General features: G+C 69.3%; 12 protein-coding genes. 8 read left to right on the top strand and 4 right to left on the bottom strand.

Features of this window, described 5'->3' with window-relative positions; translation table 11 throughout:
• Nucleotides 1–172: 172 nt before the first annotated feature.
• Together AB0D59_RS32865 and AB0D59_RS32860 are read right to left on the bottom strand one after the other, a co-directional pair.
• The gene (locus AB0D59_RS32865; protein ID WP_362573312.1) at nucleotides 173–4,423 is read right to left on the bottom strand and encodes a LamG-like jellyroll fold domain-containing protein; all 4,251 of its coding nucleotides are present in this window, start codon (nucleotides 4,421–4,423) and stop codon (nucleotides 173–175) included.
• 321 nt (nucleotides 4,424–4,744) lie between these two features.
• A complete protein-coding gene (locus AB0D59_RS32860) occupies nucleotides 4,745–5,188 on the bottom strand; it encodes a transposase (protein ID WP_362573309.1) in 444 nt (147 codons plus the stop codon).
• A gap of 279 nt (nucleotides 5,189–5,467) precedes the next feature.
• On the opposite strand from AB0D59_RS32860, the gene AB0D59_RS32855 reads away from it, so the two are divergent.
• From AB0D59_RS32855 to AB0D59_RS32840, 4 genes are all read left to right on the top strand, one after another.
• Complete coding sequence (locus AB0D59_RS32855) at nucleotides 5,468–5,800, top strand: hypothetical protein (RefSeq protein ID WP_362573307.1); 333 nt, start codon at nucleotides 5,468–5,470, stop codon at nucleotides 5,798–5,800.
• A gap of 1,261 nt (nucleotides 5,801–7,061) precedes the next feature.
• Nucleotides 7,062–8,126 carry an aromatic ring-hydroxylating dioxygenase subunit alpha gene (locus AB0D59_RS32850; protein ID WP_362573305.1) on the top strand — a complete coding sequence of 355 codons (1,065 nt, stop codon included), beginning with the start codon at nucleotides 7,062–7,064 and terminating at the stop codon, nucleotides 8,124–8,126.
• Complete coding sequence (locus AB0D59_RS32845) at nucleotides 8,123–8,293, top strand: hypothetical protein (protein ID WP_362573302.1); 171 nt, start codon at nucleotides 8,123–8,125, stop codon at nucleotides 8,291–8,293. The genes AB0D59_RS32850 and AB0D59_RS32845 overlap by 4 nt, the downstream gene beginning before the upstream one ends.
• Complete coding sequence (locus AB0D59_RS32840) at nucleotides 8,290–9,228, top strand: PDR/VanB family oxidoreductase (protein WP_362573299.1); 939 nt, start codon at nucleotides 8,290–8,292, stop codon at nucleotides 9,226–9,228. Before AB0D59_RS32845 ends, AB0D59_RS32840 begins: the two co-directional genes overlap by 4 nt.
• On the opposite strand, the gene AB0D59_RS32835 is transcribed toward AB0D59_RS32840, so the two are convergent.
• Nucleotides 9,179–9,931, bottom strand: coding sequence for an IclR family transcriptional regulator C-terminal domain-containing protein (locus tag AB0D59_RS32835; protein ID WP_362573296.1), 753 nt, complete (start codon nucleotides 9,929–9,931; stop codon nucleotides 9,179–9,181). The genes AB0D59_RS32840 and AB0D59_RS32835 overlap by 50 nt on opposite strands.
• A gap of 245 nt (nucleotides 9,932–10,176) precedes the next feature.
• On the opposite strand from AB0D59_RS32835, the gene AB0D59_RS32830 reads away from it, so the two are divergent.
• Genes AB0D59_RS32830 through AB0D59_RS32815 form a run of 4 tightly spaced genes read left to right on the top strand, consistent with a single transcriptional unit; the run spans nucleotide 10,177 to nucleotide 13,535 of the window.
• The gene (locus tag AB0D59_RS32830; RefSeq protein WP_362573293.1) at nucleotides 10,177–11,142 is read left to right on the top strand and encodes an ABC transporter substrate-binding protein; all 966 of its coding nucleotides are present in this window, start codon (nucleotides 10,177–10,179) and stop codon (nucleotides 11,140–11,142) included.
• Nucleotides 11,143–11,147: 5 nt separating this feature from the next.
• Entirely contained in the window at nucleotides 11,148–11,921 is a 774-nt protein-coding gene (locus AB0D59_RS32825; RefSeq protein WP_362573457.1) for an ABC transporter permease, read from the top strand.
• Entirely contained in the window at nucleotides 11,918–12,694 is a 777-nt protein-coding gene (locus AB0D59_RS32820) for an ABC transporter permease (RefSeq protein ID WP_362573290.1), read from the top strand. The genes AB0D59_RS32825 and AB0D59_RS32820 overlap by 4 nt, the downstream gene beginning before the upstream one ends.
• Nucleotides 12,695–12,719: 25 nt before the next feature.
• Complete coding sequence (locus tag AB0D59_RS32815) at nucleotides 12,720–13,535, top strand: ABC transporter ATP-binding protein (RefSeq protein ID WP_362573288.1); 816 nt, start codon at nucleotides 12,720–12,722, stop codon at nucleotides 13,533–13,535.
• On the opposite strand, the gene AB0D59_RS32810 is transcribed toward AB0D59_RS32815, so the two are convergent.
• The gene (locus AB0D59_RS32810; RefSeq protein WP_362573285.1) at nucleotides 13,504–15,681 is read right to left on the bottom strand and encodes a discoidin domain-containing protein; all 2,178 of its coding nucleotides are present in this window, start codon (nucleotides 15,679–15,681) and stop codon (nucleotides 13,504–13,506) included. The two genes, AB0D59_RS32815 and AB0D59_RS32810, sit on opposite strands and share 32 nt — an antisense overlap.
• Nucleotides 15,682–15,725: the final 44 nt, after the last annotated feature.

The following is a 15,725-nucleotide window of genomic DNA, read 5'->3' as shown; positions in this document are numbered from 1 at the left end:
TTTCCCCCATTCACCCGCTGGTTGATTCCGACGCCACAGCGACCCGGCGGCCCCATCGGAACCGTGGCCGCCCGCGAATCGACCCGCCCTCGCGTGGAGCGCGGGTACTAATGCCACCCGTGCGCGGGGAGCGGGCCGTTGGGTCCGCCCCCCGCATCGGTCGTGCCGGCTGTTACGGGCCGGGGACCGTGGCCAGGTCCGTACCGTTGGCCAGCCGGTCGATCTGCTCTTCCGAGGCCACGCCCTGGAGGGTCCACACGTCGTCGATCACGCCGGGCCAGTACTCGCCCCACGTGCCGTCCGTCCTGCCACGGCCGAGCTGGAGGCCGGCGGTGGCGTTGAACGGCAGGACGTTGGAGTTCCAGGACACCGAGTCGGTGCAGCCCGCGACATCCGGACTCCCGTCGTCGTCACTGTCGGCGCAGACGACCTGCTCCAGGTTGCCGTCGACATACAGCCGCATCTGATCGGCGAAGGCGTCGTAGACCACCGCCAGATGGTTCCAGCTCGTGTTGTTCATGAAGTTGGGATGCTCGGCCGTCGCCACCGTCGCTCCCTTGACGTCGGAGCCCGGCATCGCCAGCTGCCATCGGCCGGCGTTCGCCGGGTCGGTCGCACTGGGTACGTACCGCACCGCGAAGCCGCTGTTGACCGAGCCCGCCTGCGAGAACACCGTCACCGGATGGTCCGGCCGGGCAGCCGTGCTCACCCACGCGGCGGCGGTGAAGCTGGTCCCGGTGGAGACGGGCGAGGTGGCCGTGGCGGCGTAGTCGCCGTTGCCGTCCAGCAGCAGCCCACCGGGGCCCACGTAGTTGGAGTTGCCGGAAACGTCGATCGAGGCGTTGCCGCCCAGCGTCAGTGCCCGCTTGCCCGAGGAGTCGTCCGCGGAAGTCAGTGGTGTGCCGGAGCCGGAGTCCAGTTTCCAGCGGCCCTGGACGACCGGACGGGCCTTGTTCAGCTCCTTGACCTCGTCCCCGGACAGCGTCCGGTCGAACAGCCGGACATCGTCCAGGTCGCCCTTCATGAAGGCCTGGGGTCCGCCCGTCGCCTTGTAGCCCAGGGTGACCGGGCCGGTGGCGAGCCAGGGGGTGGTGAAGGGCTGTGTGTCTTTCAGTACCCCGTCGACGTAGAGCCGGATCTCACCGACGTCGTAGTCGTAGACGCCCACGACATGGGTCCACTCCCCGAGTCGGGCGGCCGCGCAGTTCACGTTCGGATCGCAGGCGTTCTGCCGGGCCCGCACCAGCGTGGCGCTGGTCGAGTCGGAACCGGCGCGCAGGAAGGCCCAGCCGCCGAGTGCCGAGGAGTGGACCAGTTCGAAACCTGGGACACTGGCGCTTCCTTGGGTCACCGCCGTCATCGCCCGGCTCTCCTTGTCCTTGGGCAGCCTGGCCCAGGCGGAGACCGCGAAGCTCTGATAAGTGTCCAGCACCGGCTGCGAGGTGATCACACCGTCGTCGACGCCGTCGAACGTGGCCGCCGTACCGTCGACGCCCGCGGAACCCAGCACCGTTCCACCGTTGACGGTCGCCGTCACCTCCTGCGACCGGCCGACGGCCGCGGTCGCTGTGGCTTCCTCGTCCAGCGGCCAGACCACCTTCGCCGGACGGTTGGTGTTCACCGGCTGCTTGGCGTACAGGCGGCCGATCTGTGCGTCGGTGAGCTGGTAGTCGAAGAGCTGGGCCTCGTCCAGATCACCGGTGAAGTAGTTGCTCAGGGTGCCGTAGTGCTGGGCGGCGCCGAGGAGAGTACGGCCGCGGGAGTCCCACGGGGTGGTGAACGCCGCACTGCCGACCAGCGCGCCGTCGACGTACAGCCTCAGCTCCTGCTTCGTGTTGTCGAAGACGCCGACCAGGTGGGTCCAGGTGCCCAGCCGTGCGGCGGCACAGGCGGTGTCGCCGGTCGGACAGGCGGGCTGCGAGGCGCGCGAGATGGCCGGAGACGAGGCGTCGACGCTGTGCCGCAGGAACTGCCAGCCCCCCAGCACGGGGGAGTAGTAGATCTCGAAGCCGCTGGTGTTGGCTCCGGCCTGCGAGAGAGCCACGACCGAGGTGCCGGGCTGGGTGGCGGGCAGCCTGGCCCAGGTCGACACGGAGAAGCTCTTGCGCGTGTTGAGGACCGGGGAGGTGGTGGCGGCGTAGTCGTCCGTGCCGTCGAAGTGCAGACCGTGGCCCAGGACGCCTTCCCCGCCCGGCGTCGCGCCGTTCAGCTGGGCGGGCCACTCCCCGCCCGTACCGCTGGCCGTGGCCGAGCCGGCCGCCTCGTTGAGCTTCATGTTCAGCCGGTCGGGCTGGCCCGCGTTGACCCGGAACTGATAGGTGCGGATCTCACTGCCGTTGCCCGCGGTGTCGAAGGCCTGCGCCGTGAGGAAGTTGACGCCGGACTTCGTCGGCATGAACTTCGTCGTCTGCGCGGCGCCGCCAGAAGTGGTCAGCGTGTGCGCGCTGGTCGGGTCGCCGTTGATGCCGAACCAGTACTTGGCCACATCCGTGGACGAGGAGTCGATGGTGAAGGCGCCGTACCGGCCCACCCCGTCCAGCCACGGGTCGTTCGGGTCCTCGGGGTCCGAGGCCGGGTACTGGGTGGAGGCGATCGAGGGACCGGCGGGCACGCTCGTGTCGTAGACCATGAGGCAGTCGGGCGCCGCACCCGAATAGCTCCACGGCGACCATTGCGCGCTGTCGTAGGAGCGCACATGCCAGCCGACGTACTTGTTCTTCGGGATGCTCGTCGGAAGCGAGATCGAGAAGTCGGAACCCGACTTCTTGTAGGTCGTCCGGGCCGAGGTCCAGCGTGCCGTGAAGCCCTTGCCGTCACCGGTGTCCCAGGACGCCTGGAACTGCACGGCGATGCTGTCGCCGTCCGGGTCCGTCACGTCGTTCGCCCGGATCGTGGGCAGGATGCGGACCCGCTTGGCGGTCGCGGAGCAGGCGCCGCCGGGGTCCTGCGTCAGCTGCGACGTGCGGATCTGCGTCGGCGGACGGTTGTACTGCACCCGCAGCCACGCGTCGTCGGAGAACCGCTTCCACGACAGCACGTCGTTCTCGTCCCTGGCCTTCAGGCCGAACGTCGTGGTCGACCAGCCGTTGGCCGCCGCCTGCTGCACCGCACGCAGCGCCCAGAACTCCACACTGCCGCCCGGGCACTCACTGCTCCAGCCCTTCGCCTCGCTCAGCGTCTTCTGCAGGTCGACCCAGAAGCCGTCGGCGTTCTGCGTGTTCCACGTCGTCGAGGAGTTGATCCCCTTGGTGCGCCACAACTGCACATCGGTCTTGGTACAGCTGTAGGAGTGTGTCTCGTTGACCACGAACTCCGCCGACAGGACGGTCTTGCCCGCGAAGCGCGAGGTCGGGATCGTGTAGAAGATCCGCTTGACGTCCTCGGGCGCGCAGCGCGTGTCACCCGCGCAGTAGCCCATGCCCGAGTCGGAGTTGCCGTTGAACTTCCACTGCGGGGACGAGGCCCAGTAGCGGGAGGCGAAGGTCCAGCTGCTCGCCTTCGGCGTGTACCACTGCGGGTCGATATAGACCGGGAACGTGGCGTTCTTCAGCAGTTTCTGGTCCGGCGTCAGCACCAGCGCGTCATCACCCGAGGGGACGCTCACGCCGATGGGCGCGACCTTCGCGGACTCGCCGGGCCCGTGCGACGGATCGGCGGCTTCGGCCGCCTTCCCGGCTGCCGTGCGTGCCGCTGCGGTCGACGCGCCCTTGCTGGAGTCCCACATCATCGGCCGCGCGGCCTCGAAGACCGGCCCGCCGGCGCCCGTGTCGACCGCCGCGAGGCCGCCGTCCGGCGTGGTGCGTACGTCCATGCCGTCGGCGTCCATCGCCAGCCGCAGCTCGGCCAGCTTCGGATTCGCCGCCGCTTCGGGCGTCTTGACGACCAGCACCTCCGAAGCGCCGTCGACGCTCGCCTTCACCTGAAGGTCCACGTCCCCCAGCACCGACGGATAGGTCGCCGTGTCACCGTCGATCACCGGCTCCGGGAGCGCCGTCGGCCAGAACAGGGACAGCTTCCGGCCCGCCCGCTCCAGCGTGATCAGCGGCTGCTTCTTCCCGCCGCCGGAGAAGGCGATACCCACCGTCGCCGCCTTGGGCGCGACGCTGCCGTCCGCGCGTTTCTCCAGCGCGGTGTCGATCGCCTTCCACCCGCCATCCACCCGCGCCCGCACCGGACGCAGATGTTCCACGGCCTCGAAATTGCCGTTCGGCAGGGCGTACGTCTCGCTGGTTTCACCACGCAGCGAGGCGATCTCCACCTTCTTTCCCGAACGTGCGGCCTGACCGAAAGCGGCGCTCTCCGTGTCCTTCGCCGTCGCCGCTCCCTGGGCCGCTTCCTGCTGCGCCCTGGGAGCGGCGACCGCCGTCCCCGTGAAGCCCGGCACCATCCCGCCCAGCAACGTCAGACCTGCAACGGCGCTCACTGCGCATGCAGCGGCGCGGCCCCGTTTGGGAACCGTCATCCCCCAGCCCTCCCCCGGACTTTTGATCTACAAAACGATCAAGACATCGCCAGTCGAAGGTAAAGGGAGGGCAATAGCTCGTCCAGATCAACCGATGCGCAAATCCAGGGATTTGACCGACAAGGCCTATGGAGAATCTGTGTGACCCCCGTCACGATGTCCACACTCCGCCATTACGTCGGGCGGGAAATGGCAGCACACATCGAAATGAAAGAGAACTCCAGATGAACACTACATGGATACGGCAATGCCTTTGTGTATGTCACTCCGTGATACCGAACATCAGCCCAACCAGCGGTGCAGTCGCAGGGCGGCCACGGCACACAACTGACGCCTCGACAACTGCATCGGCCTGCAGAATGGCCCGGCCGCCCAGTACGCGAGGTTCACCGGTTCCGGTCGCAGGCGGGGAGGCGCCGTAGGACCGTGGTGAAGGAAGGGCCAAGCGGCTGCCGAACCCGCTGGTAAAAGCGCGGCAGCCGGCTTCCCGGAGCAGCACTCTCTGGCCAGGGCGCGGTCACGCCGGCGGCGGAAAAACGCGTAGACCCGGTCCCACGGCGGGAAGTCCACCGGCATCGCCCGCCACTTGATGCCATTGTCGACGAGGTAGCGGACCGCATCGAGGATCGCCCGGTGGCAGTACACCTCCGGCTGCCCTCCCCGGCCGCGCATCCAGCCCGGCACCGGGACCAGCGGCCGGACCACGGCCCACTCCACGTCCGTCATGTCCGAGGGATACCGCCGAACACGTTCCGGGTGATCGGCCGCATTTCCGAACCGGTGAGCGACACCATCACACGTCGGTGCAGCCGAGTTGAACTCCACCGGCGCGAACAAGGGTGCGCGGTCGCTACTGCGAGACCTGAACCGGGAGAACGTCCTGGAACGGAAGCCCGGGGTCGGGGGCCGCGCGATCTACCGCATCCCCGGGGCGGGCCGGAGTGGCTGTACGTCCTGGATCCGAAACTGGACACTGTCGACGGGGGGCCACCGACCCCCGCGCAGGTGTCGAAGCTGGCTGGCGAGGAGACCGGGCCGGGGCAATGGTGGCTGGGCCGAAAGCTCAAGGAGATGAAAGCCGGCGTCCGGTTGTGGATCTACTTCGCAGCACCGGAAAAGAAGATCGCTGCCATGGCCGAGGTGACCTCGGAGCCGTACCCGGCACCGGCTGGCTCCGAAAAGTCCTACCTGGTCAACGCGACATCGCATGCCGAGGCAACTGAGGCGCTACGGAACAACCCGGTGAGGTTGGAGGCGATGGCGAACCAGCATCCTCAGGGGTGCGTGGGCCTGGCTGACGCGGATTTGGCGCCGGCACTAAAGCACGCGGCTCTGTAACGACGATGCTCCCCGCCCCCGCAGGGATGGTCCCGGGGAAGCCTCGCCGTGGGACATTGGCGACCCCTGCTCCCCGCGCCCGCGGGAACGGTCCCTTGCCCCCGCCGAATAGATACCGACGTGATCCTGCTCCCCGCACCCGCGGGGATGGTCCCTCTCGCGCGGCCGCAGCCGCCGGATCCTCGCCCTGCTCCCCGCGCCCGCAGGGATGGTCCTCGTCTTCGACCGGCCGATCGGCGCCGACGATTGGCCGTATGCCTCAAGCCGACTCCCCGGCCCGGCAAGCCGACCCTGAGCCGGGTCGGCCGGACCGTCACCCTCCCGCTGCGGCAGGCTCGTCGAGGGAGTACACACCGTCGACCAGCAGGTCACCGCCGATGACGGCGACGTGATGACCGGCAGCTGTCGCTTCCCCCCAGGCCACAGCCACACAGAAACTCCAGCCTCATAAGTGGCGAGCAGCGGATTCAATCTGTTGGCCAGAGTGCCGAATCCAAAGCCCGACGGGACGATGCCGGCAGGTCAGACGCCTGCATCGTAGGGCGGGTGGGACTCGAAGCCACGGCCGACGGATGGCGAGTCCACTGATCTGCTCCACGACGTATTTCTCCCCGCCGACTTCCCACCCCCGACATAGGGCTGGGGTCGGAAAGCCAGACCAGGGACCGTCCTGACCACACCGTCCGAAGCCCAATCGAGCCGCGTGTGGGCCGAGTCAGCACCCGGCAACAGCCCCGTTTCCGCAAGCCGGAAGCGGCGTCCCGTGGGTGTCATCGGGGGGCGAACAGCCGGTCGACAGCCGTCTCTCTGCGTCCTTCAATCCAACAACCTCCTTGCGATTCCTGCCCCCAAGCCTTCGCACCACCAGTCCGACCTGCGAAAACGCACCGGAGAGCCGAAAGGATGGCAGATTCGACCCGGATTCGACCCCGACGCCCTCTCACGCGCCAACGAACACACCTGATCTGCGACGATGCAACTTCTGCTCCTGTACGGACAGTTTGCGGCGCAGTAATCGATACAAAATGTTCAATGACGACATATCGCGCGAAGCGGAAGCGCGGGGCTGGGCACGAAACATCGCCGGAAACGGTCAGCGAGGTGGCCGGCCCGGCGCGCTCCTGATTTCCCTCCCGACAAGCGAGCACCTGCCCTGAACAGGTAGTTTCCCCAGCCCCTTCCGTGAGACGGAAGAGGTATTGCGGCACAGCGGTGCCCTTCCGGACGATGCCACCACAGCAGACAGACGGGAGCCGCAACGATGCCGCACATGACCACTTTCGCCAGGAACCAGTGGTACGTCGCCGCCTACAGTCACGAGGTCGGCCGGGAGTTGCTCGGGCGGACGGTTCTCGGGGAACCGCTCGTGTTCTACCGCACTGAGGAGGACGGCACCCCGGTCGCCCTCAACGACCGATGCGTGCACCGGCGTTACCCGCTGTCGCAGAGCGGTCTCGACGGTGACCGGATCGTCTGCGGGTACCACGGGTTCACCTACGACCGGACCGGCGCATGCGTGTACGTGCCGGGGCAGAAACGCATCCCGCGCACCGCCCGGGTCGCCTCCTACCCGGTGGTCGAGCAGGACTCCCTGGTGTGGGTGTGGATCGGCGACCCCGGGCTCGCCGACGCGGACACCATCCCGCGGGCCCGGCACCTCGACGCCCCCGGCTGGACGACCGTACGGGGCATGGAGCCCATCGACGCCGACTACGGCCTCCTCGTCGACAACCTCCTCGATCTCTCCCACGAGACCTATCTGCACGGCGGCTACATAGGCACCCCGGAGGTCGCCGAGACGCCGATCACCACGGAGGTCGACGAGGGCGCCGGGATCGTGCGGGTCAGCCGGCACATGGACGACGCCGAGTGCCCGCCGTTCTACGCCCGTTCCACCGGGATCGAGGGCCGGATCACCCGCTGGCAGGACATCGAGTACCACGCGCCCTGTCTGTATCTGCTGCACAGCCGGATCGCGCCGGTCGGTGTGGGGCCGGAGGCCGACGGCAGCGACCCGAACGGTTTCCACACGGAGATCACCTACGCGATCACCCCCTCCTCGGACGGCAAGGTGTACGACTTCTGGATGGTCTCCCGGGACTGGGCGACGGACGACGCCGAGGTCACCGACTTCCTGCGGAGCAACAACCACACGGTCGTCATGCAGGACGTCGACGCCCTCAACCTCCTCCAGCGGACGCTGGGTTCGGAACGCGCCGGCTACCAGGAGCTGAGCATCAACATCGACACCGGCGGCCTCGCCGCCCGCCGTATCCTCGCCCGGCTGGTCGAGGAGGGCGACAAGCCCGTGGAGAAGGTCCTGTGAGCACGCCGGCCGGTGAGATCTACCGCGTCGACTGGCTGCCGGGCACCGACGTGCTGCACGGCACCTGTCACTGCGGAGCCGAGCACACCGCGCAGGACCCGGTCGAGATGTGGGAGTGGATGCTCGGCCACCCCGAAGGACACCAGCCCCCGGAGCGCACCACATGAGCCTGTACGAAGCCGAACTGGTCGTCGGCGAGAGGGTGCCGGCGGCCGACGGGGTCCTCGCCCTCACCCTTCGGCATCCTCTCGGCGAGGTCCTTCCGGAGTGGGAGCCGGGGGCGCACATAGATGTCGTGCTCGGCCCTGGGCTGGAGCGGCAGTTCTCGCTGTGCGGGGATCCCGGGGACCGTGCGGGCTGGCGTGTGGCCGTGCTGCGGGAGCCCGCGGGGCGGGGCGGATCGGCCTACGTGCACGAGCAGTTGGGCGTCGGCGACAAGGTGCGGGTACGCGGCCCGCGCAACCACTTCCGGCTGGAGCCGGCCCCGCGCTACCGGTTCGTCGCGGGCGGCATCGGCATCACCCCGATCCTGCCGATGCTGGCCGCCGCCCAGGCCGCGGGCGCCGAGTGGACGCTGCTGTACGGCGGCCGGACCCGGCGGTCCATGGCGTTCACCGGCGAGTTGGCGCGGTACGGCGGGGAGCGGGTCACCGTCGCCCCGCAGGACGCGACCGGGCTGCTGGACCTCGGCCCGGTGCTGGACGACGTCCCGGACGGCACCCTGGTGTACTGCTGCGGTCCGGGGCCGCTGCTGGACGCGGTGGAGGAGCGCTGCCCGGCGGGCGTGCTGCGGGTGGAGCGCTTTCAGCCGAAGGCCCGACAAGGGGGCATGGAGGCGGAGTTCGAGGTGGTCCTCGGGCGCAGCGGTCGTACCCTCACCGTCGCACCCGGAGTCTCCGTGCTCGACACCGTCCGGGCCGCCGGGGTGGAGGTGCTCTACTCCTGCACGGAGGGCACCTGCGGGACGTGTGAGACCGATGTCCTCGAAGGCACCCCGGACCACCGGGACTCGGTGCTCGGCGAGGAGGAGCGGGCGGCCGGGGAGACCATGCTCATCTGTGTGTCGCGGTGCCGAGGCAAGCGCCTGGTGCTCGATCTGTGATCCGCAGGTCCGCCTCGATCCGCGTCGCCGCCACGAGCAGAGGCGACAGCAGGTCGCGGCGGACCGCGGCGGCGGACATCCGGCCGGAGTGGACCGCCAGGGCCACCCCGGCCACCACCTGGCCGCTCTGGTCCCGCACCGGGGCGGCCAGGGTTCTGACGCCGACCTCCAGGTCGTCTTCGAGCAGGGCGAATCCCTGACGGCGTATCGACTCCGCTTCGGGCAGGCCGGGTGAGCAGGGCTCGGGCGGGTGGGCGAGCAGCACCGCCCCCGCCGCCGTCCGGTGGGCCGGATACCTCGCACCCACCGCGACGGTCGCCGCCATCACCCGCCGGGCCGGCACCGCGGCGACATGCACCACCGCGTCTGCGTCCAGGACGCAGAGTGACGCCGACTCCCCCACCAGCACGGTGAGTTGCTCCAGATGCGGCTGGGCGAGGCGCGGCAGGTCGAGGCCGGAGAGGTAGGCGTAGCCGAGTTCCAGGACGCGCGGGGTGAGGCGGAACCGGCGGCCGTCCGAGTGGACGTAGCCCAGGTCGACGAGGGTGAGCAGCAGGCGGCGGGCGGCGGCCCGGGGCAGGTCGCAGGCGCGGGCCACCTCGCTGAGCGTGCGCGCCGGATGTTCGGCGTCGAAGGCGCGGATCACGGCCAGGCCGCGCTCGAAGGACCTCACGAAATGCGGTGCGCGGGCATCACTCGACATCGGCGCCTCCCGGTCCGGTACGTCCCGTCACGGTCCGTCGCGGTCCGCCGTCGCGCGGCGGTTCGACGGCTCGACACGGAGAACACGGTGAGAGCGCGGTTCAGTAACTGTCAACAATTTTGTCAGCTGAACCCATTGACCGGGTTGTCCGGCCGGTTCTACCTTCCCGCTGAGCACCATCCGAGCACCACTGTGCGCACAGCGCACGCCCTGTCGGAACACCGTTGTCTGCACAGGAGGAGCCCATGCGTCGTCTGCTCGCCGGTCTCGCGGCCGGCACCATCCTGCTCACCACGGCGGCCTGCGGCTCCTTGGGGGGCTCGTCGTCCACATCGTCCTCGTCGGGCGGCACCACCACCGTCAAGGTGGGCATCATCCCCATCGTCGACGTGGCCCCCCTCTACCTCGGACAGAAAAAGGGCTTCTACGGCAAGCGCGGCCTGAAACTGTCGATGACGCTCGCGCAGGGCGGCGCGGCCATCGTGCCGGGTGTGACGAGCGGTCAGTTCCAGTTCGGCTTCAGCAACATGACCTCGCTGATGATCGCCCAGTCCAACAGCGTGCCGGTGCAGGCGATCGCGAACGGCGTGGCCTCGACGGGCGTGGCGGGCAAGGACTTCGGTGGGCTCGTCGTGAAGAAGGGCAGCGCCATCACCTCGGCGAAGCAGCTGGAGGGCAAGAAGGTCGCCGTCAACACGCTGAAGAACATCAACGAGACCGCGGTCCGCGAGTCGGTGCGCAAAGACGGCGGCGACCCGGACAAGGTGAGCTTCGTCGAGCTGGCCTTCGACCAGATGCCGGCCGCTCTCGACAAGGGACAGATAGACGCGGCGATGGCGGTCGAGCCGGCGCTGGCCACCATGAAGCTCCAGGGCGCCACCGAGATCGCCTCGCCGATGGTCGACGTGGCGAAGAACCTCACCGTTGCCATGTACTTCACCTCGACCTCGTACGCGCAGCAGAACCCGGACGTCGTGAAGAGGTTCCAGCAGGCCACGGCCGAGTCGCTGGCCTACGCGGACGCGCACCCGGACGAGGTCCGGCAGATCGTCACCACCTACACCAAGACGCCCGCGGACGTGCTGGCCGCGGTGACCCTGCCGAAGTGGCCGGCCGACCCGAACCGTGCGTCCATCGACGCGCTGGAGAAGCTGAGCGAGCAGGACGGCCTCTTCAAGACGGCACCCGACCTGGACAAGCTGCTGCCGTGAAAGAGGTGAAGGGGCTGAACACCGCACTCGGTGCAGCCGGGCTCGCGGCCTTCCTCGCCCTCGGCGAGGCGGTGCCGCGGCTGGGTCTGGTCAAGGCGGACTACTTCCCGCCGACCAGCCGGATCGCCCGTGCCCTGGGCACCGAACTCGCCGACGGGGCCTTCTGGTCGGCGCTCGGCGACACCCTCACGGGCTGGGCGGCGGGCCTGGCCGTCGCGGTCGGCGCCGGCATCGTGGCGGGGGTCGTCCTCTCGGTCGTCCCGCATCTGCGCGAGGCCACCGCCTCCACGGTCGAGTTCCTCCGCCCGATCCCCTCGGTCGCCCTGATCCCCCTCGCCATCCTGCTCTACGGCACCGAACTCCGCTCGGTCCTGCTGCTCGTCGTCTACGCCTCCTTCTGGCAGGTCCTGATCCAGGTGATGTACGGCGTCCAGGACGTCGATCCGGTCGCCGAGGAGACCGCGCGGTCGTACGGACTGGGTACCTGGGCCCGGATCCGCCATGTGCTGTGGCCGACCGCGCTGCCGTACGTCATGACCGGCGTCCGGCTGGCCGCCGCGGTCGCGCTGATCCTCACCATCACCGCCGAACTGGTCATCGGCGCACCGGGGCTGGGCCAGCAGATCGCCGTCGCGCAGGCCTCGCAGGCGGTGCCGGACATGTACGCCCTGATCGTGGTCACCGGCCTGCTGGGCCTGCTCATCAACGTGGGCGCCCGGTCCCTGGAGCGGCGGGCGCTGGCCTGGCACCAGTCGGTGCGCGGGGAGGTGGCGGTGTGAGGCGGCTGCTGCTCGCAGCGGTGTACGTCCTGGCCCTGCCGGTCGTGCTGGTCGCCCTGTGGTGGGTGGCCTCCGACGGCAGTACGAACGTCTACTGGCCGCCGCTGCGCACCATCCTGAAGACCTTCCCGGACGTCTGGACCGGTCAGCGGCTCCGTGACGACCTGCTGCGCAGTGTGCTGCGGCTGCTCGCCGGGTACGCGACGGCGGCCGTCGTGGGCGTGGCCCTGGGCACGGTCGTCGGCTCCTACCGGCGGGTGCGGGCGGTGTGTGAACCGGTCCTCGAATTCCTGCGGGCGGTACCGCCGCCCGTCCTCGTCCCCGTCATCATGCTGTTCGCGGGCATCGGCGACGCCATGAAGATCGTGGTGATCGTCAGCGGCTGCGTCTGGCCGATCCTGCTCAACACGGTCGAGGGCGTACGGGCGGTCGACCCGGTGATGACGGAGACGGCCCGCTCCTACGGCATCACGGGCGTGACCCGGCTGCGTACGCTGGTACTGCGTTCGGCGAGCCCGCAGATCTTCGCGGGCCTGCGGCAGGCGCTGTCGATCGGGATCATCCTGATGGTCATCAGCGAGATGTCCGCGGCCAGCAACGGGCTCGGCTTCACCATCGTGCAGTTCCAGCGCAGCTTCGCGATCCCCGACATGTGGACCGGGATCCTGGTGCTGGGCCTGCTCGGCTTCGCGCTGTCGGTGGTCTTCCAGCTGGTCGAGCGCCGGGTGCTCGGCTGGTACCACGGGCTGCGCGCGACAACCCGGCGGTCCTGAAGTGAGCATCGTGAAGGGGCGGTCCATGCTCGACGTACGCGGCCTGAAGAAGGTCTACGACGGTTCCGGTCGCCGCGTCGAGGCGGTGCGGGACCTCACCTTCACCGTGGAGGCGGGCGAACTCGTCTGTCTTGTCGGCCCGTCGGGCTGCGGCAAGACCACCCTGCTCAAGTGCATGGGCGGCCTGCTCACCCCGACCGGCGGCGAAGTCCTCCTGGAGGGACGGCAGGTGACCGGGCCGCCGCCCGGGATGGCGTTCGTCTTCCAGGAGTACGGCCGCAGCCTGTTCCCCTGGATGCGGGTCGCCGAGAACGTCGAACTCCCCCTCAAGCAGAAGCGGTTGCCCCGGGAGCGACGCAGGGAACTGGTCTGTGACGCGCTGCGCTCGGTGGGCCTCGCGGACGCCGCCGGCGCCTACCCCTGGCAGCTCTCGGGCGGCATGCAGCAGCGGGTCGCGATCGCGCGGGCCCTCGCCTACGAACCCCGGGTCCTGCTGATGGACGAGCCGTTCGCCGCCGTCGACGCCCAGACCCGGGCCGATCTGGAGGATCTGGTCCGGGGTCTGTGGCGGGAGCGCGGGATCACGATCCTGTTCGTCACCCACGACATCGACGAGGCGGTCTATCTGGGCCAGCGGGTGATCGTCCTGTCCGCCTCCCCGACCGTCGTCCAGGAACAGCTGAAGGTCGATCTGCCGGACCGGCGCGACCAGTTGCACACCCGGGTCGCCCCACGCTTCGCCGAACTGCGCACCCATGTGTACGAGCAGATCCAGGCGGCGAAACGCGGGACTCCCGGGGCGGCGGAGGTCACGACGTCAGATACGCCTCCACCTCGCTGAACTGTGCGGCCGGCCAGGCGTTGTTGGCGGTGACGGTCAGCCGCAGATAACGCAGGTTGGTGCTGCCGGGCAGGGCCACGGTGACGGTGTTGCCGGTGGCCGGGTCGAACCGGTAGCCGGCGGAACCCACGACGGTCGAGTAGTTCGAGCCGTCGGTGCTGCCCAGCACGGTGATGGTCTGGGTGCGCGCGCCCCAGGCCGAGGACGGCGGCAGCTTCAGCGCCAGCCGGCGGGCCGCGTAGGAGGAGCCGAGGTCGACGGTCAGCGACTGCGGGAAGGCGTTGTTGGCGGACTCCCAGTAGCTGTTGGCGTCACCGTCGACCGCCTTGCCGGGCGTGTACACGTCCTGCGAGCCGGTGGCGGTCGCCGGGCGGCCCTTGGCGAGGTTGCGCGCCGGGTCGGGGTCGGGGTTGCCGGTGCCGGGCTGCGGCCAGCTGGAGCAGTCCGACCAGGTGCCGGCCCAGCCGGAGTTGCCGCCGCCGTCGGTGAGCGCGAAGGAGCCGGAGTTCGCCGGGTAGGGGCAGTTGTAGACGCCGGCGGCGCCGACGCCGGTGGCGGTGACGTTGCGGAAGGTGGCGGCGCCCTGCGCCTCGGCCTGCACCACGACCGTCCCGGTGTTGCGCACGGTCGCGCCGGTCACGTTGATGTTCCGGACCGGGTATCCCTGCCCGCCGCCGGAGACGAACTCGAAGGCGCTGTACGGGCTGTCGGTGATCGTGGTGTTGGTGATGTTGACGGTGGCGTTGATGGCGCTGTCGTAGGAGTCGACGCGCAGTGCGCCCATCGGGTGGTTCCAGTTGGGGTTGATCGCTCCCGTGCGCACGAGCGTGTTGCCGTCGACCGTGATGGTGCCGGCGAGCGGGGAGAAGGGGTCCGCGAACTTCTGGTTGGAGATGGCGATACCGCTGCCCAGCGCGTTGGTGTCGGAGATCAGGTTGTTCCGCACGGCGATGTCGGTGCCGCCGTAGATCGCGATGCCGTTGGCCAGGTTCGGCTGGGAGATGGTGTTGTTGGTGAAGCTGGAGTTGGTGTCCGGCGAGTACAGCGACCACATGGCCAGGGAGTCGTCGCCCTGGTTGCGCAGGAAGTTGCCCCGGACCTGGACGCCGTGGGCGGTGCCGTTGAGGTTGAGGCCGTCGGCGGTGGTGTCGAGGATGCGGTTGTTCTCGACGACCAGGTTGTCGTTGTTGCCGGTCAGCCAGAACCCGCACTTGAGGTGCTGGATCCACATCCCGGACACCGAACTGTTCGGCCCCAGTGACCCGTTGACGAAGTTGTCCGGGTTGGAGTCGACGCGTTCGGTGACCTCGCCGATCACCGCGAAGTTGTTGATGTGGACGTTCCCGGAGGAGCTGGACTGGTCGATGAAGCGCGAGGTGTGCACGACCGAGTACCAGCTGCCGGCGCCCTGGAGGGTGACGTTCTGTACGCCGCTCAGGGATGACGTGAGCTTGTAGTCGCCCGGCGGGATCCACACCGTCCCGCCCTGGGCGGCCGCGATGGCGTCCCGGAAGGCCTGGGTGGAGTCGCCGTTGCCGCTGGGGTCGGCGCCCTTGGAGGTGACGGAGACCGACCCGGCGGGCTGGGCGGCGGCCCCGGCCACCTGCTCGAAGTCGGCCACGTCGACGGTGACCTGGGTGCCGGTGGACTCGAAGGCCACCTTGTCGCCTGCCTGGACGTTCTGGCCGAGCAGCAGGCGTGCGTTGTCGAAGAAGTGGTGCTGCTTGGCGCCGGCGATCCAGCCGGTGTCGACGTAGGAGTACTTGGAGGTGACGGTCAGGGTCTTCGCGAGCTTGACCCCGTTGACGTACACGTTGAGGGTGCCGGACTGGCCGTCGGGGACGCTGTAGGAGACGTTCACGGCGTTGGACGCCTGGGGCGCGGTGAACTCGACGCGCTGCCCGGAGGTGAGGCGCACGGCCTGGCGGCCGGAGGCCTCGGAGGCGAGGGTTCCCTGGGTGTAGTCCGGGCCGATCCTGGTGCCGGTGGTGGTCGCCGCCTCCGCCTCGACCGAGGTGAAGGGGAGGCTCGCGCCCACGGCCGCGTGGGCGGCGGGCGCGACGGCGACGAGCATGCCGGCGGCGAGGGCGACAGCGGCCGCCACTGCTGGCATGCTCCTGACAGATCTGCCTGTGGTGCTGTGCATCTGCTGATCCCTTCGAGGTGGGGGGAGGGGGATAGCGCGAGCGG

Source organism: Streptomyces sp. NPDC048417 (assembly GCF_040651615.1).
Taxonomy (GTDB): domain Bacteria; phylum Actinomycetota; class Actinomycetes; order Streptomycetales; family Streptomycetaceae; genus Streptomyces.
The sequence above is the reverse complement of the archived record's forward strand: the minus strand, read 5'-3'. Positions and strand labels throughout refer to the sequence as shown.

Coding starts and splice junctions, on each gene's coding strand:
- AB0D59_RS32830 (WP_362573293.1), top strand. CDS start 10,177: ATGCGTCGTCTGCTCGCCGGTCTCGCGGCCGGCACCATCCTGCTCACC.
- AB0D59_RS32835 (WP_362573296.1), bottom strand. CDS start 9,931: ATGTCGAGTGATGCCCGCGCACCGCATTTCGTGAGGTCCTTCGAGCGC.
- AB0D59_RS32810 (WP_362573285.1), bottom strand. CDS start 15,681: ATGCACAGCACCACAGGCAGATCTGTCAGGAGCATGCCAGCAGTGGCG.
- AB0D59_RS32860 (WP_362573309.1), bottom strand. CDS start 5,188: ATGACGGACGTGGAGTGGGCCGTGGTCCGGCCGCTGGTCCCGGTGCCG.
- AB0D59_RS32850 (WP_362573305.1), top strand. CDS start 7,062: ATGCCGCACATGACCACTTTCGCCAGGAACCAGTGGTACGTCGCCGCC.
- AB0D59_RS32840 (WP_362573299.1), top strand. CDS start 8,290: ATGAGCCTGTACGAAGCCGAACTGGTCGTCGGCGAGAGGGTGCCGGCG.
- AB0D59_RS32815 (WP_362573288.1), top strand. CDS start 12,720: ATGCTCGACGTACGCGGCCTGAAGAAGGTCTACGACGGTTCCGGTCGC.